15 protein-coding genes and 1 tRNA gene are annotated in these 22,857 nt (G+C 62.2%); 7 read left to right on the top strand and 9 right to left on the bottom strand.

Going from position 1 to position 22,857, the window contains the following annotated elements; translation table 11 throughout:
• Positions 1-3: 3 nt before the first annotated feature.
• The 5 genes from prsK to AC56LK_RS13830 form a co-directional block, all read right to left on the bottom strand.
• On the bottom strand, positions 4-2,097 hold the full coding sequence (gene prsK, locus AC56LK_RS13850) for an XrtA/PEP-CTERM system histidine kinase PrsK (RefSeq protein WP_497185072.1): 2,094 nt from the start codon (positions 2,095-2,097) through the stop codon (positions 4-6).
• A gap of 90 nt (positions 2,098-2,187) precedes the next feature.
• Complete coding sequence (locus AC56LK_RS13845) at positions 2,188-3,591, bottom strand: TIGR03013 family XrtA/PEP-CTERM system glycosyltransferase (RefSeq protein WP_497185071.1); 1,404 nt, start codon at positions 3,589-3,591, stop codon at positions 2,188-2,190.
• Positions 3,592-3,625: 34 nt separating this feature from the next.
• Positions 3,626-4,687 carry an SDR family oxidoreductase gene (locus AC56LK_RS13840; RefSeq protein WP_497185070.1) on the bottom strand — a complete coding sequence of 354 codons (1,062 nt, stop codon included), beginning with the start codon at positions 4,685-4,687 and terminating at the stop codon, positions 3,626-3,628.
• 24 nt (positions 4,688-4,711) lie between these two features.
• A complete protein-coding gene (locus tag AC56LK_RS13835) occupies positions 4,712-6,001 on the bottom strand; it encodes a nucleotide sugar dehydrogenase (RefSeq protein WP_497185069.1) in 1,290 nt (429 codons plus the stop codon).
• A 325-nt stretch (positions 6,002-6,326) separates the two neighbouring features.
• A tRNA-Arg gene (locus tag AC56LK_RS13830) sits at positions 6,327-6,402 on the bottom strand.
• 218 nt (positions 6,403-6,620) lie between these two features.
• On the opposite strand from AC56LK_RS13830, the gene AC56LK_RS13825 reads away from it, so the two are divergent.
• Together AC56LK_RS13825 and AC56LK_RS13820 are read left to right on the top strand one after the other, a co-directional pair.
• On the top strand, positions 6,621-7,511 hold the full coding sequence (locus AC56LK_RS13825) for a c-type cytochrome (RefSeq protein WP_497185068.1): 891 nt from the start codon (positions 6,621-6,623) through the stop codon (positions 7,509-7,511).
• A gap of 298 nt (positions 7,512-7,809) precedes the next feature.
• A complete protein-coding gene (locus AC56LK_RS13820) occupies positions 7,810-8,733 on the top strand; it encodes a GNAT family N-acetyltransferase (protein ID WP_497185067.1) in 924 nt (307 codons plus the stop codon).
• 15 nt (positions 8,734-8,748) lie between these two features.
• On the opposite strand, the gene AC56LK_RS13815 is transcribed toward AC56LK_RS13820, so the two are convergent.
• A complete protein-coding gene (locus AC56LK_RS13815; RefSeq protein WP_497185066.1) occupies positions 8,749-10,233 on the bottom strand; it encodes a right-handed parallel beta-helix repeat-containing protein in 1,485 nt (494 codons plus the stop codon).
• A 398-nt stretch (positions 10,234-10,631) separates the two neighbouring features.
• Here AC56LK_RS13815 and AC56LK_RS13810 point away from each other — a divergent pair, with 398 nt between their 5' ends.
• From AC56LK_RS13810 to AC56LK_RS13795, 4 genes are all read left to right on the top strand, one after another.
• Entirely contained in the window at positions 10,632-13,397 is a 2,766-nt protein-coding gene (locus tag AC56LK_RS13810) for an RIFT barrel domain-containing protein (protein ID WP_497185065.1), read from the top strand.
• Between the two features lie 84 nt (positions 13,398-13,481).
• Positions 13,482-13,799 carry a hypothetical protein gene (locus AC56LK_RS13805; protein ID WP_497185064.1) on the top strand — a complete coding sequence of 106 codons (318 nt, stop codon included), beginning with the start codon at positions 13,482-13,484 and terminating at the stop codon, positions 13,797-13,799.
• Positions 13,800-13,868: 69 nt separating this feature from the next.
• Positions 13,869-15,191 carry a putative O-glycosylation ligase, exosortase A system-associated gene (locus tag AC56LK_RS13800; RefSeq protein WP_497185063.1) on the top strand — a complete coding sequence of 441 codons (1,323 nt, stop codon included), beginning with the start codon at positions 13,869-13,871 and terminating at the stop codon, positions 15,189-15,191.
• Positions 15,188-16,243 (top strand): acyltransferase family protein, encoded by a 1,056-nt coding sequence (locus tag AC56LK_RS13795; RefSeq protein WP_497185062.1) that lies wholly within the window; start codon positions 15,188-15,190, stop codon positions 16,241-16,243. Before AC56LK_RS13800 ends, AC56LK_RS13795 begins: the two co-directional genes overlap by 4 nt.
• A 42-nt stretch (positions 16,244-16,285) precedes the next feature.
• Here AC56LK_RS13795 and AC56LK_RS13790 read toward each other — a convergent pair whose 3' ends face one another.
• Together AC56LK_RS13790 and AC56LK_RS13785 are read right to left on the bottom strand one after the other, a co-directional pair.
• Entirely contained in the window at positions 16,286-17,734 is a 1,449-nt protein-coding gene (locus tag AC56LK_RS13790; protein WP_497185061.1) for an oligosaccharide flippase family protein, read from the bottom strand.
• An 8-nt stretch (positions 17,735-17,742) separates the two neighbouring features.
• Positions 17,743-18,744, bottom strand: coding sequence for a glycosyltransferase family 2 protein (locus tag AC56LK_RS13785; RefSeq protein WP_497185060.1), 1,002 nt, complete (start codon positions 18,742-18,744; stop codon positions 17,743-17,745).
• Positions 18,745-19,275: 531 nt separating this feature from the next.
• On the opposite strand from AC56LK_RS13785, the gene AC56LK_RS13780 reads away from it, so the two are divergent.
• A complete protein-coding gene (locus tag AC56LK_RS13780) occupies positions 19,276-20,685 on the top strand; it encodes a right-handed parallel beta-helix repeat-containing protein (protein WP_497185059.1) in 1,410 nt (469 codons plus the stop codon).
• A gap of 94 nt (positions 20,686-20,779) precedes the next feature.
• Here AC56LK_RS13780 and AC56LK_RS13775 read toward each other — a convergent pair whose 3' ends face one another.
• Positions 20,780-22,840 carry a M13 family metallopeptidase gene (locus tag AC56LK_RS13775; protein WP_497185058.1) on the bottom strand — a complete coding sequence of 687 codons (2,061 nt, stop codon included), beginning with the start codon at positions 22,838-22,840 and terminating at the stop codon, positions 20,780-20,782.
• Positions 22,841-22,857 lie beyond the last annotated feature (17 nt).

Here is a 22,857-nt window from a genome sequence, read left to right as displayed (position 1 = left end):
GCTTCAGGCGGCACGCTGGGCGCGCTGGTCCGCCGGCATTTCCTGTTGATGGAGCGGCAGCATGACGCGGAAGGTGCTGCCCGTGCCCGGGCTGCTTCTCACCTCCAGGCTGCCGCCCAGTTCGTTGATGTATTCGCGGCTTTCGAAGGCGCCGATGCCCATGCCGGCCGACTTGGTCGAGTCGAAAGGCTTGAACAGGCGCTCGCGGATGAATTCCTCGCTCATGCCTTCGCCGGTGTCGCTGATCTCCACCAGCGCGCGGCCGCCTTCGGCCGCCAGGCGGATGCTGACGCTGCCGGTGCGCGGCGTGGCCTCGATCGCATTCTGGATCAGGTGCCCGACCACGCGCTCGAGGCGTTCACGGTCGGCCAGCACCTGCAGGCCGGGGGTCTCGACCAGCAGCTGCGGGCGCGGCTCGAAGGCCGCCTTCTGGTCCACGGCCTGGCGCACCACCTGTTCCACGGCGAGCGCCAGCGGCTGCTGCGCGGATTCGGTGCGGCTGAGCTTTTGCAGCATGATCTTCATCTTCTGCACCGAGTAATCGACGGTCTCGAGCATGTCGGCCTGGAATTCCGGATTGTCCTTGTGTTTCGCCGCGTTGGCGTTCATCAGCGACAGCTGCAGCACCAGGTTCTTCAGGTCGTGCACCACGAAGGTGGACATGCGGTTGAAGGACTCGAACTGGCGCGCCACCATCAGCGCGTTCGCGGTCTCCTGCTGGGCCAGCTGGCTGGCGGCCTGGCTGCCGGCGATCTCGAGCACATCGATGACTTCCCAGTTCAGCTTGACCGGGCTGCGCGGGTTCTGCAACAGCACGAAGCCGGACAGGCGCTCATGCAGGATCAGCGGCACCACCAGCCAGGCGCGCGGGTAGCTGCCCAGCCATTCCGGCAGCACCAGGGCATCGTACTTGTCGGGGCTGTGCGCGTATTCGTGCAGGTCGACCACCCACTGGCTGGTCTCGAGGAACTGGCAGAACGGCGAATCGGCCGGTTCCATGCCCGTCAGCGCCGGCGAATGCCAGCTGGTCACCGGCTCGTAGTTGCCGGAGGCGCCGCGCTGCCACAGCACGCCGCCCGGACTTTCCACCAGCGCCGCCACCGCCTCGATGACGCGCCCCCCCAGGTCCGGGCCGGGCTTGGACAGCGTGCGCGTGAAGCGCATCCATTCCTCGCGGTAGTCGTAGTTGTAGCGGTAGAAGTGCTTGCTGATGAAGACCTTCAGGCGCGCCCGGAAGCTTCCCGAAAACAGCACGCCGGCCAGCAGGATCAGGGCGCCGAACAGGAAGGTCACCTGCATCACGGTGCCCCAGCTGCCGCCGAAATAGCGCAGGTAGTAGCCGGCCGAGCCCATCGCCAGCAGGTAGAGGGCCGAACCGAACAGGGTGGCGGAATGGAACATCGCGCGGCGCGACACCGACAGCGGCGAGGACCACATCTTGCTGCGTCCCAGCGAGATCGCGATCAGCGGCACGGTAAGGGCGTTGACGACGCCGCGCGCGGCCCAGATGTCGGGATCGACCTCGCGGAACAGCATGGCGTTGCTGTAGAGGTAGAAGTCGTAGGCGAACATCGCGCCGATGCCGAGGCAGGCGAATTTCACGGCCCAGCGCTCATGCAGGGTGCGGGCGCGGTACACATGCTCCACCAGCAGCATGCCCGAGACCGCGATCGCCACCCGCGCCGCGCCCGGCAGCGCGCCGGTCCGGTCCAGCTGTGCCAGGTCCCACCAGCCGCCGGCCACCGCGCCGAAGCAGGCCAGGTAGACCAGGGGGCCCAGCACCAGCGCCGGCTGCAGGCGCAGCGGCATGCGGCTGCTGGCGTCGGTGAAGTGCCCGCGCAACACCACCAGGAAGACCGACCAGCCGGCATTGCGCAGCAGCTCCGCGCAGTCGGTCAAGGTCGACGACATGTTGCCGGCCGCCGCTTCCCAGGCCAGGGCGGCGCCCCACAGCACGCTCGACAGGCAGGCCAGGCCGAGCGCGATGTCGTGGCGGCGCCGCTGGCGCACCGCCAGCGGCGCACCGAGCACGAGGAAGCACACGGCCACCAGTGCATAACTGTAAGCCGCGATACTGGTCAGGGAGACGTCGTCCATGGGAGTGGCGTAGGCGGCGCTAAAAGGAAGGGATGAAGCTCGGGTTGGCCCGGCGCAGCGGCGCGCCGGGCAGGCTATGGCGCGCGCCGGTCACTGGCCGCGGCGCAGCAGGACGACCTTGAGCGTGTTGATCAGGATGAGGACGTCGAGGAACAGGCTGTTGTTCTTCACGTAGTACAGGTCGTACTGCAGCTTCTGCAGGGCGTCCTCGGCCGAGGAGCCGTAGCCGTAGCGCACCTGGGCCCAGCCGGTGATGCCCGGCTTGACGCTGTGGCGCACGTTGTAATACGGGACCACTTCGATCAGCTGCTCGACGAAGTAAGGACGCTCCGGACGCGGGCCGACGAAAGACATCTCGCCCTTGAACACGTTGAGGATCTGGGGCAGTTCGTCGATGCGGGTCTTGCGCATGAAATTGCCGAAACGGGTGACACGCGGGTCGTTCTTGGACGCCCACTGCGGCTGGCCGCTTTTCTCGGCGTCGGCACGCATGCTGCGGAATTTATGGACGCGGAAGGTCTTGCCGTCCTTGCCGACCCGTTCCTGCGAGTAGAACACCGGACCGCCGTCTTCGAGCTTTACCAGCAGTGCGGCCAGCAGCATCAGCGGGAGCGACATCACCAGGATCAACAGGCTGCACACCAGGTCGAAGCTGCGCTTCATGAAGGTGCGCACGAAACTCTGGTCGAAACCGCCGCCGAACACCAGCCAGGACGGCTGCAGCGAATCGACGCGGATCTGGCAGGTCTCGCGTTCGAAGAAGGTGGCGGCGTCGGTGACGCGGATGCCTTGCAGCTTGCAGTCGAGCAGTTCCTTGATCGGGAAGCCGCCGCGGCGGTTCTGCACCGACACTACGATTTCCGAGACGTTGTACTGGCGTACCAGCGATACCAGCGAGTCGCCGTCGCGCACCTTCAGCAGGTTCGCCGAGGGCACGCACAGCTCCTCGCCGGCGCTCGGGATGAAGCCGGCGATGTTGTAGCGATGGTAGTTCGAATTCTTCTGCGCCAGCTCGCTGCATTCCTTGGCCAGCGGGCCGCTGCCGAGGAACATGATGCGCGACTGCAGGAAGCGCGCTTCGGAGGTCTTGAAGAAGGCCATGCGCGCCAGGAAGATCCCGGTGCCGGCCAGCATGAAGACCAGGGCCATGGTGCCGCGCCCGAAGGACAGTTCCGGCGCCATGTAGAACACCAGCGCCAGGATCGCGAAGCCCATCAGGAAAGACGGCATCAGCTTCATGAAGAAGGGATGGCGCAGGCCTTCGTCGAAGTCGAGCTGGTACATGCCCATCGCACTCATGCTGAAGATGATCGCCACCGTGAATGCAACCGCCGAGGTGAAGAAGTGGTCGAGGTGGGCGGCCGTGGCGGCGTCGCCGAACTCGAGCATGCGCACCGCGGCGCCGATGTAGGCGGCCCCCAGCAGCACCAGCACCTCGACAAAGAGCAGCAGGAATACGATCTTCGACACATAGTGGTTAGAGATCCTGAACACGGTACCCTCCCTGATTCTTCTTACTTTTATATGGTTATGCAGTGGTGTTCGACGACGGCGCGAGGTGCTGCACGTACCACGACATCGCCTGTTGCAGGCCTTCGCCGATGCGATGCGTCGGCTGGTAGCCCAGCAGGGTCGCTGCCTTGCTGATGTCGGCCTGCGAATGGCGCACGTCGCCGCGCCGGAAATCGACGTATTGCGGCTGGTGTGCGTTCAGGTGCGGGAAACGCTCCCGCAGCAGCTCGCGCATCATGCCGTACAGCTGGTTCAGGCTGGTGCGGTCGTTGACCGCGACGTTGTACACCTGGTTGGCCGCTTCGCCCCCTGCGAGCGCGGACAGCAGGTTGGCCTGGACGACGTTGTCGATGTAGCAGAAATCGCGACTGGTCTCGCCGTCGCCGTTGATGCGCAGTTCATCGTTGCGGATCAGTGCAGCGACCCACTGCGGAATCACGGCGGCGTAGGCGCCGTTCGGGTCCTGGCGCGGGCCGAACACGTTGAAGTAGCGCAGGCCGATCGATTCGGTCCCGTAGGTACGGCCGAACACGTTGGCATACAGTTCGTTCACGTACTTGGTGACGGCATAGGGCGACAGCGGGCTGCCGATCCGGTCCTCGATCTTCGGCAGGTCCGGATGGTCGCCGTAGGTCGAGCTCGAGGCCGCGTAGACGAAGCGCTTGACCTTCGCATCGCGCGCTGCAACCAGCATGTTGAGGAAGCCGGTGACGTTGACCTCGTTGCTCGTGATCGGATTGTCGATCGAGCGCGAAACAGAGCCGAGTGCGGCCTGGTGCAGGACAAAATCGACGCCCCCCCCAGCGGCGCCGGCGCAGGCGCGCGCGCAGTCGTCCGTATTGCGGATGTCGCCTTCGATGAAGCTGAAGCGCGACCAGGCCTCCTGCCCGACTGCCTCGCGTACCATCTCGAGGTTGTGGCGGTGACCGGTGGCGAAGTTGTCCAGGCCCGTGACCTGCTGGCCCAGGCGCAACAGCGACTCGACCAGGTTCGAACCGATGAAGCCGGCCGCACCGGTCACGAGCCAGTGATAGCGCTGCTGCTGCAGGTGCTGCTGAAGGTCTTGAAACTTATTCACTTTCCAAACGCTTTCTCGGAACGGTTAGAGTCGCCAGACGCAATAGCCGGCTTCCTGCAGGGCTTTCGGGTCGAACTGGGACTTCACGTCGATGAAGCAGCCGCCTTCATTGAGCTTGGACTGGAAATCGGACAGCGACAGCGCCAGCACTTCCTTGTGCGGCACCGCGACGACGACGGCATCGGCCGGCGGCAGGCTGTCCCAGCTTTCCAGCTTGATGTTGTATTCGTGCCGGGCTTCTTCGGCTTCGGCCACCGGGTCATACACGTGGACCTCGCAACCGTAGGATTCGAGTTCGTGGACGATGTCGGCGACTTTCGAGTTGCGCAGGTCCGGGCAGTTTTCCTTGAAGGTCAGGCCGATCACGTTGACCTTCGAACCCTTGACGTGGAAGCCGGAGGAAATCATCGACTTGACCGTCTTCTCGGCCACGAACTTGGCCATGCCGTCGTTGATGCGGCGGCCCGCCAGGATCACCTGCGGGTGGTAGCCGACCATCTCGGCCTTGTGGGTCAGGTAGTAGGGATCCACGCCGATGCAGTGGCCGCCGACCAGGCCCGGACGGAAGGGCAGGAAGTTCCACTTGGTGCCGGCCGCCTTGAGCACCTCGAGGGTGTCGATGCCGACCTTGTCGAAGATGATCGCCAGTTCGTTCATCAGCGCGATGTTCAGGTCGCGCTGGGTGTTCTCGATGACCTTCGCGGCCTCGGCGACCTTGATGCTGGACGCGCGGTACACGCCGGCGGTGACCACTGATTCATACAGTTTCGCGATGCGGTCGAGCGATTCCTCGTCGTCGCCGGAGACCACTTTCAGGATGGTGGTCAGGGTATGTTCCTTGTCGCCCGGGTTGATGCGCTCCGGCGAGAAACCGACGTGGAAGTCTTCTTTCCACTTCAGCCCCGATTCGCGTTCCAGGATCGGGATGCAGACCTCTTCGGTCGCGCCCGGGTAGACGGTCGATTCATAGACGACGGTGGCGCCGCGCTTCATGTTGGCGCCGACCGACTTGCTGGCGCCGATCAGCGGCGTGAAATCCGGGTTGTGGGCGATGTCGACCGGGGTCGGCACGGCCACGACGATATAGTCGGCCTGCGCCAGCATGGCCGGGTCGGTGGTCACCTCGAGGTGGCGCGCTTCGCGCAGCGCTTCCGAGGACACTTCGCCGGTCGGATCCACGAACTGTTTATAGTGTTCGATCTTGGTGCGCGACAGATCGAAGCCGATGGTGCGCGCTTTCTTGCCAAATTCTACTGCCAGGGGCAACCCGACATATCCCAGCCCTACCACTGCGACGACTTCATCAGCTTTCATGGCGCATTCCGCTTCAGTATCAGGTTTTGCAATTATGCTAACTTTCAGTGTAGCACGAATGCATAAGTACACTCAACTTACCGTGAGAGTTTTGTCTAACGATAACAACGTTGCCGACGAGATGATATAGAAAAGACATGACTCCACGGTGACATGGCCCGCAAAGCTCATCTGTATCGGCCGAAGGATATTAGCATTTTCTGAAACACAAGTTCCAAAAAAGCATGAATCGTGCGCGGGATTCCGATAGCAATAGATCAAGCAATATTGCTAACGGGAATTTACAATTTTGCAAGAAAATACGGCGGGCGCCGATGTATTCGGATGGCGCGGCTGGCGGGGATCGAACCCACGACCCTTGGCTTCGGAGGCCAATACTCTATCCACTGAGCTACAGCCGCGTAGGGGGGAACAGAAAGTGATGCGAAGGATACAGTCTTTCTCCGATGCCGTCCATGGGCATGCACTTGCCTGAGATGAATTTCGTTACACTAGAGCAGCTTTACGACTATAATCGGCCGTTTGACGGCATTTGCAAAAAAGCATGTGATCGCAAGCGCCGGGTTAATGGCAAGGTTTTTTGGTAGTGGCAGGTTTTTTTAATGGAATTAAGGAAATCATGAGCGACGCACACAACGAACACCAATCCCTGATCCGTACCCCGAAGCAGCTCATCGCTGCCGTCGCAGGGTTCTTCCTGGTCATCGTCATCGGCATCATCCTGCTCGTGGTTTTCGCTACCAACGATCGCCTGACCGGCGCCGGCACCAAGAGCCAGAGCGCCGAAGCGCTGGCGCAGCGACTGCGTCCGCTGGCCGAGGAAGGCTTCACCCTGGTCGACGCGAATGCTCCACGGGTCCTGCAGGCAGGCAATGCTGTGTATACCGCGGTCTGCGCCGCCTGCCACGACAGCGGCGCCGCCGGCGCCCCCAAGCTGGGCGACAACGGCGCCTGGACCGCTCGCCTGGCCCAGGGTTACGACACCCTCGTCAAGCATGCCATCGAAGGCATCCGCGCCATGCCGGCCAAGGGCGGCAACCCGGATCTCGACAACGTCGAAGTGGAACGCGCCGTGGTCTACCTGGCCAACAAGAGCGGCGCCGCGTTCAAGGAACCGGCTGCGCCGGCACCGGCCGCTGCGACCACGACCGCGGCAGCACCCGCCACTGAAGCAGCCGCTGCAGCGCCTGCAGCTGCAGCAGCTGCGCCTGCAGCCACCCCGGCCGCCGCTCCGGCAGCAGCGCCGGCCGTTGCTTCTGCCGAGACCGGCAAGACCCTGTATAACAGCGCTTGCATCGCCTGCCACGGCGCCGGCATCGCCGGTGCACCGAAAACCGGCGACAAGGCAAACTGGGCTCCACGCATCGCCCAGGGCAATGCGACCCTGTATGAGCATGCCATCAAAGGCTTCCAGGGCAAGGCCGGCCTCATGCCGCCGAAAGGTGGTTCGACCGCAGCGGATGCGGACGTCAAGGCCGCCGTCGACTATATGGTCCTCGCCTCCAAGTAATTCCCCGGGCCCGCTCCCGGGCCCTGTTCTCCCCTCTTCCTGTCCCCGGCGGCATCGCCCGCCAGTCCAGTCCCTTTGAGCCTCGCATGCGCGCTGTCGCGTCCCGTAGACGCTGCGCACGGTTCAATGCGAATCAGAAATATTTTTCGATTAGAATGGCATTGCCTAAAATTTATTGCGAAAAATGCAAAACCGTTCACGCCACGCCATCGTGAAAAAGGCTGACTGCCTTTCTCCAGAAGAACTCCAGACATGGGAGCATTTATCAGCGACCCAGCCCCATCTCGCATCGCCATTCATGAGCGCCCACTATGCGCGGGCCGTGGCGGAATCCGGCCTGGATGCCCGCGTGTGCGTCATCCGGGACAACAATGAGATCTCGGCATTCTTCCCGCACTCCTACGCAAGCGGCCTGGCAAGCGTGTTCGGTGTTGCCGAGCGCATCGGTGGCGAAATGACGGATACCTTCGGTGTGATCGCCCACAGCGGTTTTCGCACCACTCCGGAGGAATTGCTTCGCCTGGCAAAGATCAATTACTTGAACTTTTCCCATCTCGCCGAGCCGCAGTTGCACCATGGCCTCACGGCAGGCCAGCCGCGGGTCGGCCTGCGTACCCGGGTCGATCCGCAGGCGGTCCCGGTCCTCGACTCGGTGCCGTCGATCGGCAAGCACTATCTGAAAGAAAGCGCGCGCCGCACCCGCAAGCTGACCGAGGAAGTCGGGCCGCTGCGTTTCGAATTCAATGTGGAGCGCAATCGCACCGAAGCGCTCGAACTGCTCATCCGGCAGAAGCGCGCCCAATACCAGTCCAGCGGCGCTCCCGATTCGCTGAAGGAAAGCTGGAAGCGCAACACCTTGTCCAGGCTGCTGGACTACCGTTTCGACAGCTGCCAGGGTGTACTGTCTTCGCTGTACGCCGGCGACGCCTGGATCGCATCGCATTTCGGCATCATGGGCAACGGCATCCTGCACATGTGGTTTCCGGTCTACAACCAGGAATTCTCGAAATATTCCCCGGGCCGCCTGCTGCTGCATGCCATTATCGAATCCAGCCGCGCCGCCGGCTTCGACACGATCGACCGTGGCGAAGGCGACACGCCGATCAAACGCGAGATCGCCAACCAGGAATATCAGTTATACCGGGGCATCTGGCAAAGCCGCTCGGCGCTCACGCCGATCGTGCACAACTTTACCCGCTTGCGCTGGCGCCTCGGCTTCTGAGGCGCGGGCCGCCGGTCAGGGTGAACGCATGCAGCCGCTGAAGTCGTCGAAGGCCCCGTAGCGCGGCCTCTCGGCACGCACCGGACCACACAGGTCGGGCACGGTTTCTCCGCGCGTCACGCGGCGTTCGGCCGGCTCGCGCCAGCGGAAATCGAAACCGAGCGGATCGCGGAACAGAGCACGCTGCGGGTGGCTTCCGGTATACAGCCGCGCCGCCGACGAAACCTGGTTGTCCCCCATGTGCAGGATGCCGCCGTCGCGGCTGCGAACGATGCCATCCACCAGGTTGCCGTCGATCGTGGCGCTGCTGCTCGGGAAGCGTACCGCGATGCCGCCGGTGTCGATCAGCGTGTTGTGAATCAGCTTGCTGCGCGCAGCGGAGTTCAGGTAAATGCCGTCATCCGAACACGATGCGATCAGGTTGGCGCGCAGGGTGCTGTCGGCCTGCTCGGTGATGCATTTGCCGCCGTCGCGACAGAACATCTTCTCGGTACCTCCCCCACCCAGCGACAGGCCGACACGCTGGCCCGGCGCACCGCGCAGCCGGTCTTCGCACAGCACGACGTTTTGTTCCATGAGGTTATTGCTACCGGCACCTTTGAAGAAGGCGCCATAGCTGATCCGGTCACCATCGCCCTTGATGAAGTCGCTGATCAGGTTGCGGCGGACGATCCAGTGGCTGGCCGTGACCACGTCGATTGGCGTGACGGGCTTGTGGGTGGCCCTGATCGTATTGTTGCGCAGCGTATTCAATTCAAGCAGACCATGATCGGGGTGCTGCCCAGCTTCCCCGTTGATCTTGACATGCGCGTTGTAGTCGACAATCAAGTTATTGACCGCAGCAAAGTGATGGGCATTGCCTACGACATGGAATGCATGCTCGCATGGCGCGTCCGTGCACTTCCCTTGCATGGACAGATTTTCGAAGCGCCAGTAGGGCGCCGATACCTTAAAGCCTTCATGCGTATTCATGTCCAGGTGGACGCTGCCGGGCGTTTGGGCCCGCACCACGATCGGTGCGTCCGCCCGGCCTGGACGTGCTGCCAGGATCCGGTAATCGAAGCGGTAGCGGCCAGGCAGGAGGGTGATGACCTGGCCCGGCAGCGCTTCGGCAATCGCGCGCAGCAGGCCCGCGCTGTCGGATACCAATATTTCCTGACCTGAGGGCTGGCTGGGAACAAGCATACCCGACGCCTGCATACCGACCTTGCCGCTCCAGGAAGCGCTTCGCAGCGGCGTATCGCCGCGATCTACCCGTACCAGCCATTGCCTGGCGGTCGAGCCGATGGTTTCGATCAGTGCATTGTGCCCGTCACTGCGGCGCTCCACATAAGGACCCAGCGAACGTGGCGTAATGCCGGCATCGTCCAGGTAATACAGGGCGATGCTGCCAGCCAATGCCGTCAGTCCGAGACTTGCAACGCCAAGCCACAACAAGGGACGCCTGTTGCCGCGACGTTGAGACTTGGAGCGGCTGGAGACGCCGGCTTGTTTTTGCATGTGTCAGTCCAGACAGCCGAAAAGAGTCAAAAGATTATGCCATAAGGAATTTCGTCTGTGACGGCCATCACAGTGTTGCATTCAAACATCGCAATCAGCGGGAAAATTGCATGCTAATTGACAACAGGAATGAGTTGCACGACAATATTTTGTTGTATCCGAGCAGTTTTTTGAATTTTTTTCGGTATCAATTTGCAATTTTTCCCTACTTCATTTAGTTTCCAGGAGTAATCTGAGTCTATCCGTACGGCACTATTTTTCTCGCCGTAAATTTTTAGGACAGCTCAGATATGCGAAATTCTTACACTTCTCCCCTCCTGATCGCAGCCGTTTGCGCCACTCTGTCGGCTTGCGGCAGCAGCAACGAAGCAGCAACTGAAACGCCAGCAGCAAACTCGATGGGTACGATGGGCGCCGTCCGTCTCTCCACGACCACCTACACTCCTGAATCGACCTGGACCGCATGCGCCACCGAAGGCGGCACCTGCGCGGTCAGCGGCACTGCCACCGTGCGCTACGGCACTGCGGACAAATTCGTTACCAAGAGCGTGACCGGCCCGGTCGCTTGCTCGAACACCGTGTTCGGCGACCCGGCTCCGGGCTATGCCAAGACCTGCAGCATCGGCGTCACTCCGGTTGCAAGCGCCCCGACCACTTCGACCACCACCTGGAGCGTCTGCGCCAAGGAATACGGTACCTGCTCGTTCAGCGGCACCGCCAACGTTCGCTATGGCACCGATACCAAGTACGTCACCAAGACCCTGACCGGTCCGGTCAACTGCTCGAACACCGTGTTCGGCGATCCGGCGCCGGGCTATGCCAAGTCCTGCAGCGTCGGCACTGTCACGACCGCGCCTGCTCCGACCACGCCTCCGACCGCACCGACGACCTCGCCGACGCCCCCGGCGTCCTGGGCCGTGTGCGCCACCGAAGGCGGCAACTGCTCGGTCAGCGGCACTTCGGAGGTGCGTTATGGCACGGCGACGCAGTACGTCACCAAGACCGTGACCGGTTCGGTCGCCTGCTCGAACGCCGTGTTCGGCGATCCGGCACCGGGCTATGGCAAGTCCTGCAGCGTCGGCATCACGTCCACGACGGCCCCGACCGCTCCAGCACCGGCTCCGGCTCCGGCTCCGGCTCCAGCCCCTGCTCCGGCTCCTGCCCCGGCTCCAGCTCCAGCACCTACTGGCGGCGCAATTACTACCGTCCAACTGACCAATGCAACGGCCAGCGCGCAAACCAGTGCCGCTGCCACCTTTGGCCAGACCTTCCTGCAGGGCGACGTGCGTAACGGCGAGACCCTGGTTGGCCGCAACGCAGCCGGCGCCTCGGTGCCACTGCAAGTCGACGTCAAGGCACGCCATGCCGACGGCTCGCTGCGCCACGCCGTGATCACCGCCCAGCTCTCGAGCAGCGCGGCGAACGCATCGGAAACCATCAGCCTGGTCAAGGCGACCGCCACCGCGGCAGCGACCCCGGCAACCCCGGCCTCGCTGCTGAACAGCGGCTTCACCGCGGCCTTCACCGCCACCATTGGCGGCGTCCAGTACAAGGCTTCGGCGGATGAGCTGCTGAAGGCGGGCAAGTACACGACTTGGCTGTCGGGTTCGCTGGCCAACGAATGGGTGGCGCAGGCTCCGTTGAAGACCTCGTCGGGCGTCGAGCATCCGCACCTGATGGCCCAGTTCGCCATCCGTCACTACGCCGGCAGCAACAGCGCCCGCGTCGACGTCACCATTGAAAACGGCTGGGCCTTCCAGGCCGCTCCGCAGAATTTCACCTACGATGCGCAGATGATGGTTGGTGGCCAGTCGGTCTTCTCGCAGGCCGCGCTGACCCACTACCACCACGCCCGCTATCGCAAGGTCTTCTGGTGGGGCAAGGCGCAAGCGCTGAACGTGCGCCACAACACCGCGTACCTGATCGCAAGCAAGGCACTGCCGAACTACGACCAGTCGCTGGCAATCAAGGAAACGACGATCGCTTCGTGGAAATCGCAATGGACCGCGGCCAAGACCGGTCCGATGCAATCGGGCGTCGCTGCACAGTACATGCCGATGACCGGCGGTCGTCCTGACATCGGCCTGATGCCGACCTGGAGCGCCCTGTACCTGCTGAGCATGGACCAGCGCATGAAGGATGTCAGCCTGGGCATGTCGGAAGCAGCCGGTTCGTGGTCGGCCCACTATCGCGACAAGAACACCGGCCGTCCGGTGACCCTGAGCGCGTATCCTTACCTCTCGCGTTATGAGAGCGGTTCGATCAACCCTGCGACCGGCAAGAGCGAACTGCTGCCGTCCTGCCCGAATACGCTGTGCACCACGCCGTTGACCGCCGATACCCCGCACCAGCCGGCGTTCGCCTACGTGCCTTACCTCGTGACCGGTGACTACTACCACCTGGAGGAACTGCAGTTCTGGGCAAGCTTCAACAGCTTCCAGATCGCACCGCAATACCGCGGCGCCGGCAAGGGCCTCGTGATGGACAACCAGGTGCGTGGTCAGGCATGGACCCTGCGTACGATGGCCGAAGCCGCCTTCATTACCCCGGACAACGATCCGCAGAAGGCAAGCTTGATGGCATTGGTGAATAACAACATCGAGTACTACAACGCCACCTATACCAACAATGCCGCCACCAACAAGCTGGGTGTCGTCACCAACGGCTACGCCATCGAATACGACGGCAACACCGGCCTGGCACCGTGGCAGGACGACTTCCTGACGTCGGCGATCGGCCGCATGGTGGAACTCGGCTTCAGCAATGCCCAGCCCTTCCTGGCCTGGAAATCGAAGTTCGTGGTGGACCGCATGATCGGCAGCGGCTACTGCTGGGTTCAGGCTCCGGCCTACAGCCTGAAAGTACGCGACAGCTCGAGCGCGCCGTTCTATACCACGATCGGCCAAGCCTACCTGGCGAGCAACCCGACGACCGGTGCGCTGGCTTGCGGCAGCACGCAACTGGCAAGCGCCCTGGGTGTGCGTGTCGGTGAGATGGTCGGTACCTTGTCGCCGATCGGCCAGCAGGGCATCATGCAGGCGGCCCTGGCCTATGCCGCAGGTGCCAACGCAAACGGTGCGAAAGCATGGTCGGCGTTCACTACTAACCGCCAGTACAAGCCGGACTACTCGGCGGAGCCGAACTTCTCCGTGGTCCCACGCTGATCGTGCGCTGATCCAGCAGTGACGTAAAAGCGGAAGTCTTCGGACTTCCGCTTTTTTTTTGCCTGTCGATCGAGCCTCTCTTGAATGGAACCTGAAGCGATTCGTAGTAAAAATGTAACTTTTCTGCTCGTTGTGCAACGGTGTTGCCCAACTTCACGTGATATCCTTCAGCATTCGTTCAGGCAAGCATTGCGCGTTCCGGCGCAGGCAGAACAGCTGTTAAGGGCACCAATGATTGACAACATCGCGATACTCATCTTCAGCTCCGCCATCGTCTACACGGTTTTCCGGGCGATCAAGCTGGACAAAGTGCTTCCCTGGTTTTCCGCCGATAGCGAACGGCAGCTGCAAGCGCTGCAGCTCGAAGAGCAGAAGAAGTCCAAGAAAGGCATCCGCAAGTAAGCATCGCCCAGCGATCTCCTGTCCGGAAGATGCGTTTTCCGGCCGCTGTTGTGCAAGGCACCTATACGTATGCAAAGTCTATTCCTGACGGCTGTCTTCGGCAGTCTTCTCTTCATGGGGTTTTCGGCGGCATTCGCCGCGGCACTCGGCTTTGTCTGGGTCGATATCGTCAAGCCCCAGCAATTGGCCTATGCGATCCTGACCGGACAGCCGCTGTCCTTCATCGCCGCCATCGCGACGATCGGCCTGTTCACGATGACAGACCGCAAGCAACCGCCACGCTTCACGCCCATCCTCCTCTTGCTCACGCTGTTCGGCCTGTGGATCACGTTCACCTCGTCCATGTCCGAATTTCCGGTCAGGGCCTGGACCAAATGGGACTGGGCCTCGAAGGTCGTGATCTTCGCGGTGATCTTCCCATTCATCTTCCGGTCCCGCGTCCAGATCGAAGCCTTCATCCTGGTCTTCATCTTCTCCGCCGCGACCATCTTCTTCTCGGCCGGTGTGAAAACCATGCGCGGCGGCGGCGGATATGGCGTGCTGGCGATCATGGGATCGGGCAATACCGGCCTGGCGGAAAGCAGTACGCTGTCCGTGGTATCGGTGATGCTGATCCCCCTGATATTCTTCGTCATGCGGTATTCCATCCTGCTCCCGCGGACGCGCCTGACACGCTTGTTCTTTGTCGGCGTCATCATCACCGCGGTGGCGGCGGTGGTCGGCACCTCCGCACGCACAGGTGTGATCGCGATGATCGTACTGGTGGCGATTTCGATCCTCAAGTCGCAGCGCAAGATGATGTGGATCGCCGGAATAGGCATCGCCGCGATCATCTTGATGAACATCGACCTGTCGAACACTCCCTGGGGAGCACGCATGTCGACCATCGAAACCTACAACGAGGACTCCTCCGCACTCGGCAGGATCAAGGTGTGGGAGTGGACCCTGCAATTCGTCGGCACCAATCCCTTGGGCGGGGGGTTCGACGCCTACATGCACAACCGCATCGCTGGCGTTCTGGCAGACGGCACGATACGCTACCTGCCTGACGGCGTCAGGGGCGGCAAGGCGTTTCACAGCATTTACTTCGAAGTGCTGGGCGAACAGGGCATTCCAGGTTTCATCATGTACTTCCTGATCATCGTGTTGTCCCTGCTGAAATTGCATTCGTTGAAAAGAAAATGGCGTCAGCATGAAGGAATGGCCTGGGTTGGGGGACTGGCGGACGCGCTTACCACCGCGATCCTGGTCTACCTTGCCGGCGGCGCCTTCGTCGGTATCGCCTACCAGCCGTTCATCTTCTACATGGCGAGTCTTACGGTGGCGATCGACCAGTACTCCGTCCGCGTGGAACGAGAGCAGCTCAAAGAAAAAGGACGTGTGAAGTCGTGAAGCTCAACCAACTCGCAGGCTTACGGGGAATCTGCGCATGGTGGGTGGTGTTTTACCATTCGCTGGGCCTGATGGGCGATTCGGTCTCGGGGCCGCTCAGGCATGTCATCGCACACGGCTACCTGGCGGTCGACCTGTTTTTCCTGCTCAGCGGTTTCGTGATCTTCCTGAGCTACCACGTCGCCGTATCCAAGGATTTTCCTCATAGCGTAGGCAAGTTTTACTGGAACCGCCTGGCTCGGATTTACCCCCTGCATCTCGTGATGCTGGGAGGTTACCTGCTGCTGTTCCTGGCGTTCACCCATTTCTCGAGCAGCGGCGCGGCGCCGACGACCTACACCTGGAGCTCCTTTATCCAGAGCATGTTCCTGGTCCATATGTGGGTTGGCAGCGACCTGACATGGAACGTGCCGTCGTGGTCGATCAGTTCGGAATGGTTCGTCTACCTGTTTTTCCCACTGATGGCGTATAGCCTGCGCAAGCTTCGCGGCGGGGTGGCGGCCCACCTGCTGGTCATCGCAGCAGTCGCGCTCTTGCTGCATCTGATTTACTCCCTGTCCGGCTTGCACTCGCTGGGCTCGGAGATCCCGCGCATGGCGCTGGTGCGCACCATGCTGGAATTCCTGATGGGAGTATTCATCGGCTCCTTGTTCGTCAATCACAAGGACTTCCTGGAAAAGACCAGTGGCGTGGCCTTCGTCGGCTTCATCATCCTGAGCGGGCTGTACGCGTTCACCGACCTGCCCGACTATTCCCTGATCCCGATTGCCTTCGCCCTGCTGATCGCCTACCTGAGCGTGACAGCGTCCTGGCTCACTGCCCTGCTGTCCCGGCCGTCGCTGGTCTATCTCGGCGAGATCTCGTATTCCACCTACATGGTGCACTACCTGGTCTACGATCTGTTCAAGGCCGGCTTCGTCTCGAATATCCACCAGGTCAACCAGCTGTACCTGTGGCTGTCGTTCGGCATGGTGTTCGTCCTGTCGGTACTGCTGCACCACGCCGTCGATACGCCTTCGCAACGCTACTTCCGCCGCCTGTCCGCACGCTAGCGGCGGCGCGCTTGCGCGCCAAGCCCGCCCTGCTGCCCTCCTTCAGGCCCGCGACAGGCGGGCAAGCAGCATCTTCTTCGCACGCAGCAGTTCCTCGGCGAGCGGATGGCGCAGCAACAGGAGCACGACCGGCCATGCCACGCACGCAAACATCGCCACCAACAGCAGGCGCGCCGCCGGATGCGCCACCGAGGCCAGCAGCGGCGAGAACAGGTACAGCCCGGCCAGCATGGCGACGACCGTGACCGCGCTGCGCCAGGTCGCCGACACCCAATGCACGGGCGTGATGCCCATGGCCCTGCGGGCCAGCAGCAGGTAGGCCGGAACCGACAGGAGCTCCCCGCACACGAAAGCGAATGCGAAAGACTTCAGGGAACCGTCGAACAGCGCGACCGAGAAGCCGATCTTGGCCAGCATGCCGACCAGCAGCGGAGACGCCGACAGGTAGGGACGGCCCATGGCCGTGAAGGCCGGCTGCAGGACCGAGAACGACATCTGGATGCCGGCGACGATGCAGAGTGCCGGGACGACCGGCGCCGATTCCAGCCAGCCTGGACCGTAGAGCAACAGGATGATATCGCCCGGCACGAAGGCAAGCACCGCCAGCGCGGGCCACATGACGCCGGTCAGGTAGGCGACGATGCGCTTGACCTCGCGCGACACATCCTCGCCGCTGTGATGGATCTTTGCCAGATAGGGCAAGGTCGCAAAATTGATGCTGGGCCCGGCGATGTAGTTCAGCATATTCACAGTAGAACTTGCTCGGCTGAACAATCCAACGAAATGCGCACCGCTGAGCCGGCCAATGACCAGGTCAGGCAGTGCCGCGTCGGCGGAACGGACCGAGTTGGTCAGCATGGTGCCGCCACCGAAATGCGCCACTTCGCGCCATCCGCGCAGGGACGGCAGGAGCGGCACATTCGCCGGCCGCAGGAGCCAGTAAGCCGTTGCGGTAACGAAGATATTGACCAGGTTGGCCCATGCGAAGGACATGTAGCTGTAACCCAGTTTGGCCAGCGTAATGCAGGTGAGCGCATAGGCCAGCACCGAGCAGGCGGTAACGATGGCCGGGACCCGGACATCGAGTTCGCGCGCCAGCACGGCTTGCGGGATCGAGCCGACCGGGATGAACAGGAAACCGATGGCCAGGACGTGCATTACATCCTCGACGCCGGCATGACGGTAATACTCGGCGGCAAACGGAGCCGCCAGGAACACCGCCAGCGCAAAACTCCATGAGGCGCAGAACATCACGCCCATGGCCGCACGCAGGGAGGCCGTCGTCAGCACCTTCTGGCTGCGGATGAAGGAGACCACGCCGAAGTCGCGGAACACGTGGGCGAAGGCCACGAGGACCGCAGCCATCGAGAAGATCCCGATCTCGGCCGGCTCCAGCAGACGTGCGATGTAGACCGACAGCAGGAAGTTGGCGACGGTGGCGCCGTTCGAAACAAAGAAATTAATGGCGATTTTTGAACGGATCGAATTCATGTGTACTTCTAAGCGTTGGGCGTGGCCGCCGCGCCGACCGCGACAAGCCGCCTGCCGGATCTTCTCGCAAGTATGAGCTTGCCATACAAAGTTCCGAGCAGGTAGACCGCGTCCATGAGACCGGTAAAACTGCGTGCCCGGCTGTTGGGTAAACGCGAAACGAAAAAGCGCATGAAGCGCAGCAGTCCGGACGCCGCCTGGCTGTAGCGGTAGCGCGGCAGCCCGAACAGTTTCGGGACCGGTTCCTGCGGCAGCCACTGCAGGCGCACCCCGTTGCTGGCACCGGACCAGAACGACCAGCGCAGGTGGTAGGAGCGGGTCATGCGCGACTCCGGAATGAAGTGGTAGATGACCAAGGCCGGATCGTACATGCCGTGGAAACCTTTCAGCATCAGGTTGCGATGCAGCTCGTCGTCCTCGCCACCCATCAGGTTGCCCTTGGAGCGGCCGATATGTGTCGCGAAGCCGCCGGCTTCCAGCAGGGCGCTCCGTTTGACGATGCAGTTGCCGCCGCAAATGCTGCCCCCGAAGTCCTTGAACGGCTGCGCCTGGTCACTCTGTTCGATCCAGCCGAGCACGGCGCGGTAGGCACCGACGTGCATCGGCAGCCAGGCCGGCGGCGTTGACTGCCAATCCGGCTTGTAGGGACCGCCGAGGAAATCGAACTCACCCTTGCGCATATAGTCGGCCGCCACGTCGAACCAGGCGGCGTCGATCTTTTCATCATCGTCGATGAAGCCCAGGTACTCGTCGTCGGTGTGGGCAACGGCAAAGTTCAGCGCTGCCGAACGGCCCTGCTGGAGCGCCAGCAGATACCTCGTCTTGAGGGTCGGGAAATTGTGCAGGGCAGCCTTGTTGGCCTCCTGGTTCTGAGGTGTGGAATTGTTATCCGAAACAATGACCGTCAAATCTATATCCGTCGGCAAATGCGCTTGGGCGATGTGCGCGAGCGCGACGCCCAGCAGGTCAGGCCGGTTATAGGTCGGAATAATCAGGCTGAGTTTGAACATTGTCGGACCGCTTCCATAGGCTGATATGCACGAGGTAGTTGAAGCAGGCCCCTGTACGGCGCCATGGGACGGCGCAATACGACGGGGACGTCACACGCGGTATTCCTGAACCCAGCTGCAACATCACTGGTGTTCTGTTTGTCATGTAAGTTTAGCAAAGATAATAATTGCTTAAAGATAAAGATGTCGCGCAATTTGTGTGGGCGTTGTGATCTTGGGACAAGTCGATGTCTCAGTAAGAGTTATTTAACAATTGGTTAATTTTTTCTTTCAAATAACTGAATGACGGTAAGTATGAGCCAGCCTGGAGAGTCGGCCAACAGACGATAAAATTTGGTGAAGATAGGCCGATATTGAACGTAGATGAACGAATAATCGTGAAATCCATTTCTCTATGGAGAGTTCTAAAAGTTCTCGACTGTTACAATTGGTTACGTGATTTTACAGACAGCATCGTATATGCTGGCCGGAAATGTGTCGCTGGAAATTTCCTAAAGACACAAACTTTGTTATTCTGACCAGAGGGATTTGATGCGCCAGCTTTCTTCTTCTATCCTGCAAAACAGCCTCCTTATCGCAGGCCTCCTGTCGGCTCTGCCGGCCTCCGCCGCCACCCTGGCAGTCGGTTCGGGCAAGACCTACGCAACTCCCTGCAAGGCATTTGCGGTGGCCAAGGACGGCGACCTCGTCGAAATCCAGGGCAACCAGACCTATGCGGGCGACGTCTGCGGCATCAATACCAGCAACCTGACTGTTCGCGGCGTCAACGGGCGTCCCAAAATCGATGCGGCCGGCAAGAACGCCATGGGCAAGGGCATCTGGGTCGTCAGCGGTAATAACGTGACCGTCGAGAACGTCGAAATGTTCGGCGCCAAGGTGCCGGACCGGAACGGCGCCGCATTGCGCCTCGAGGGCAGCAACTTTACCCTGCGCTCGGCCTACCTGCACGACAACGAGAACGGCATCCTGAGCAATGCCAACACGACCAGCAACATCCTGATCGAAAACAGCGAGTTCGGCCGTAACGGCGATGGCACCGGCTACACCCACAACCTGTACATCGGCAACGTCGCCAGCCTGACCTTCCGCCACAACTTCTCGCACGACGCCAACGTCGGCCACAACCTGAAGTCGCGTGCCCGCGTCAACACGATTGCCTACAACCGCTTCTCGAGCCTGCCCGAAGGCCAAACCGGCAACGGCAAGCCGAGCTACGAGATCAACCTGCCGAACGCCGGTACCACCTATATCATCGGCAACGTGATCCAGCAGCCGGCCGCGAACGGCAACCCGAGCATGATCGCCTATGGTGAGGAAGGCGCCAGCAACCCGGGGCACGACCTCTACGTGGTAAACAACACCTTCCTGAACGACGACAGCGCGCGCGGCACCTTCGTGTCCGTCGGCTCGGGCGTCACCAAGCCGGCCCTGCTGCAAAACAATATCTTTGCCGGCACCGGTACCGTCAGCACCCAGGCCAGCGCCGTCCAGAAGACCAACTACCGCGCGGCTGCACCCGGTTTCGTCAACCGTGCGGCCTACGACCTGCGCCCGACCGCGAACGCCCTCGTGATCGACGCCGGCTCGGCGCCGGGTACAGCGGCCACCGGCGTGTCCCTGGCGCCGACGGCGCAGTACAAGCACGTCGCCTCGGGCCAGACCCGGACCGTGTCGGGCCTGCTCGACATCGGCGCCTATGAAGCCGGCGCCACGACCAGCACGCCGACGCCTACCCCGACGCCGACACCGTCCACCTGGACCGCCTGCGCCACCGAAGGCGGATGGTGCCGCTTCAGCGGCTCGGCCCAGGTGCGCTACGGTAGCGCCGACAAATACGTCACCAAGACCCTGACCGGCCCGGTCGCCTGCACCAACGCGGTGTTCGGCGATCCGAAACCGGGCTACGCCAAGTCCTGCAGCTACGCCAGCGCGGCGCAGTAATCCCGCCGGCTGCGCCCATGCCAAGCGCACCATGAAAAACGGCCGCGACATTCGTCGCGGCCGTTTTTATTGTCCATACGGGCGAAGACGTCCCTTACCAGATGATCACGCGGTCCTTTGGCGCCAGGTACATCTTGTCGCCTTCCTTCACGCCGAAGGCTTCGTAGAAGCCCGGCTGGTTCTTCAGCGTGCCGTTGGCGCGGAACTGCGCCGGCGAGTGCGGGTCGGTCTTCACCTGGTTGATCTGGGCCGGCTCGCGCATCTTCGCGCGCCACACCTGGCCCCAGCCCATGTAGAAGCGCTGGTCGCCCGTGAGGCCGTTGATGACGGGCGCCTTCTTGCCCTTCAGCGACAGCTTGTAGGCCTTGTGGGCGATCGCCAGGCCCGAGTTGTCGCCGATGTTCTCGCCCAGGGTCAGTTCGCCGTTCACGTTATAGCCCGGCAGCGGGCTGTAGCCGGCATACTGCTGGATCAGGACCTTGGTCTTCTCGGCGAAGCGCTTGCCGTCATCCTCGGTCCACCAGTTGCGCATATTGCCGTCGCCGTCGTACTGCGAACCCTGGTCGTCGAAGCCGTGGCTGATCTCGTGGCCGATCACCGCGCCGATGCCGCCGTAGTTCACCGCGTCGTCGGCCTTCGCATCGAAGAACGGCGGCTGCAGGATCGCGGCCGGGAACACGATCTCGTTCAGTTCCGGGTTGTAGTAGGCGTTGACGGTCTGCGGCGTCATGCCCCATTCGTCGCGGTCGATCGGCTTGCCCAGCTTGTTCAGCTCACGCTGGTACTCGACTTCGCGCGAGCGCATCACGTTGCCGACCAGGTCGTCGCGCCTGACGCTCAGCGACGAGTAATCCTTCCACTTGTTCGGGTAGCCGATCTTCGGGGTGAACTTGGCCAGCTTGGCCTGGGCCTCCTTCTTGGTGGCGGGGCTCATCCAGTCCAGGGTGTCGATGGACTGGCGGTAGGCTTCCATCAGGTTCTTCACCAGGACTTCCATGCGCGCCTTGCGTTCGGCCGGGAAGTGCTGCTTCACGTACAGCTTGCCCACCGCGTCGCCCAGCGAACCCTCGATGGTCGACACGCCGCGCTTCCAGCGCGGCTCCAGCTTCGGCGCGCCCGACAGCGTGGTGCCGTGGAAGGCGAAGCGCTGGTCGACGAAGGCCTTCGACAGGTAGTTGGCGTAGCCGTTCACGGTGTGCAGCTGCAGGTAGAGCTTCCAGGTCTCGAGCGGCACGCGGTTCACGATCTCGGCCATGCCCTTCAGGTAGCTCGGCTGGCTGACGATGACGTAGCCGGTCTTGCCCTTGATGCCGGATTCCGCCAGCCAGGCGTCCCAGGCATAGCCCGGCGCCAGTTCGGCCAGCTTGGCCAGTTCGACCTTGTTGTAGGTCTTGATCGGGTCGCGGTTCTCGACCTTGGTCCACTGGACGCGCGCCAGTTCGGTCTCGAGGTCGACCACGGCCTTCGCATGCGCGGCGGCGTTCGTGTCGCCCGACAGCGCCAGCATCTTCTCGACGTGCTGCTGGTACTTGGCGCGGGTGTCGGCCAGCTTGGCGTCGTCCGCCTTCAGGTAGTAGTCGCGGTCCGGCATGCCCAGGCCACCCTGGTACAGGTCGGCCACGTACTTGGTCGAGTCCTTGGCATCCTGGTGGATGTAGAAGCCGAAGGGCACGGTGACGCCGATGCGGCCCAGGCGCGCGAAGGTGGCCGGCAGTTCGGCCTTGTCCTTGATGGCGGCGATTTTCGCCAGCTCGCCCTTCAATGGGGTGATGCCCAGCTGTTCCAGGCGCGCTTCGTCCATGTAGCTGGCGAAGAAATCGCCGATCAGCTGCTCTTCCGAGCCTGCGCGGGCGTTCCTGGTCGCCGCCGATTTTTCGATGATCGCGCGCAGTTGCGGCTGGGTGTCGTCGTGCAGCTTGTGGAAGGCGCCCCAGCTCGACTTGTCGGCCGGGATCTCGACGGTCTTGAGCCACTTGCCGTTCAGGTGCTGGAAGAAGTCGTCCTGCGCGCGCACGGCCGGCTCGACATAGTCGAGCGCGATGCCGGCGGACAGCTTCGGCGCGGCCTTGGCGCCGGTGGTGGTCTTTGCGGATTCCGCCTGGGCCATCGAGGCCACCAGGACGAGCGCCGCGGCGCTCAGGATATGTCGTTTCATTGGTTCTCTCCGTGTGT

This window comes from Telluria sp. ZB4P36, assembly GCF_059685865.1.
The sequence above is the reverse complement of the archived record's forward strand: the minus strand, read 5'-3'. Positions and strand labels throughout refer to the sequence as shown.

Bases quoted from the DNA above. Each gene is read 5' to 3' on its own strand.
- prsK (WP_497185072.1), bottom strand. From the start codon at position 2,097: ATGGACGACGTCTCCCTGACCAGTATCGCGGCTTACAGTTATGCACTG.
- AC56LK_RS13835 (WP_497185069.1), bottom strand. From the start codon at position 6,001: ATGAAAGCTGATGAAGTCGTCGCAGTGGTAGGGCTGGGATATGTCGGG.
- AC56LK_RS13825 (WP_497185068.1), top strand. From the start codon at position 6,621: ATGAGCGACGCACACAACGAACACCAATCCCTGATCCGTACCCCGAAG.
- AC56LK_RS13820 (WP_497185067.1), top strand. From the start codon at position 7,810: ATGAGCGCCCACTATGCGCGGGCCGTGGCGGAATCCGGCCTGGATGCC.
- AC56LK_RS13815 (WP_497185066.1), bottom strand. From the start codon at position 10,233: ATGCAAAAACAAGCCGGCGTCTCCAGCCGCTCCAAGTCTCAACGTCGC.
- AC56LK_RS13810 (WP_497185065.1), top strand. From the start codon at position 10,632: ATGGGTACGATGGGCGCCGTCCGTCTCTCCACGACCACCTACACTCCT.
- AC56LK_RS13805 (WP_497185064.1), top strand. From the start codon at position 13,482: ATGGAACCTGAAGCGATTCGTAGTAAAAATGTAACTTTTCTGCTCGTT.
- AC56LK_RS13800 (WP_497185063.1), top strand. From the start codon at position 13,869: ATGCAAAGTCTATTCCTGACGGCTGTCTTCGGCAGTCTTCTCTTCATG.
- AC56LK_RS13790 (WP_497185061.1), bottom strand. From the start codon at position 17,734: ATGAATTCGATCCGTTCAAAAATCGCCATTAATTTCTTTGTTTCGAAC.
- AC56LK_RS13785 (WP_497185060.1), bottom strand. From the start codon at position 18,744: ATGTTCAAACTCAGCCTGATTATTCCGACCTATAACCGGCCTGACCTG.
- AC56LK_RS13780 (WP_497185059.1), top strand. From the start codon at position 19,276: ATGCGCCAGCTTTCTTCTTCTATCCTGCAAAACAGCCTCCTTATCGCA.
- AC56LK_RS13775 (WP_497185058.1), bottom strand. From the start codon at position 22,840: ATGAAACGACATATCCTGAGCGCCGCGGCGCTCGTCCTGGTGGCCTCG.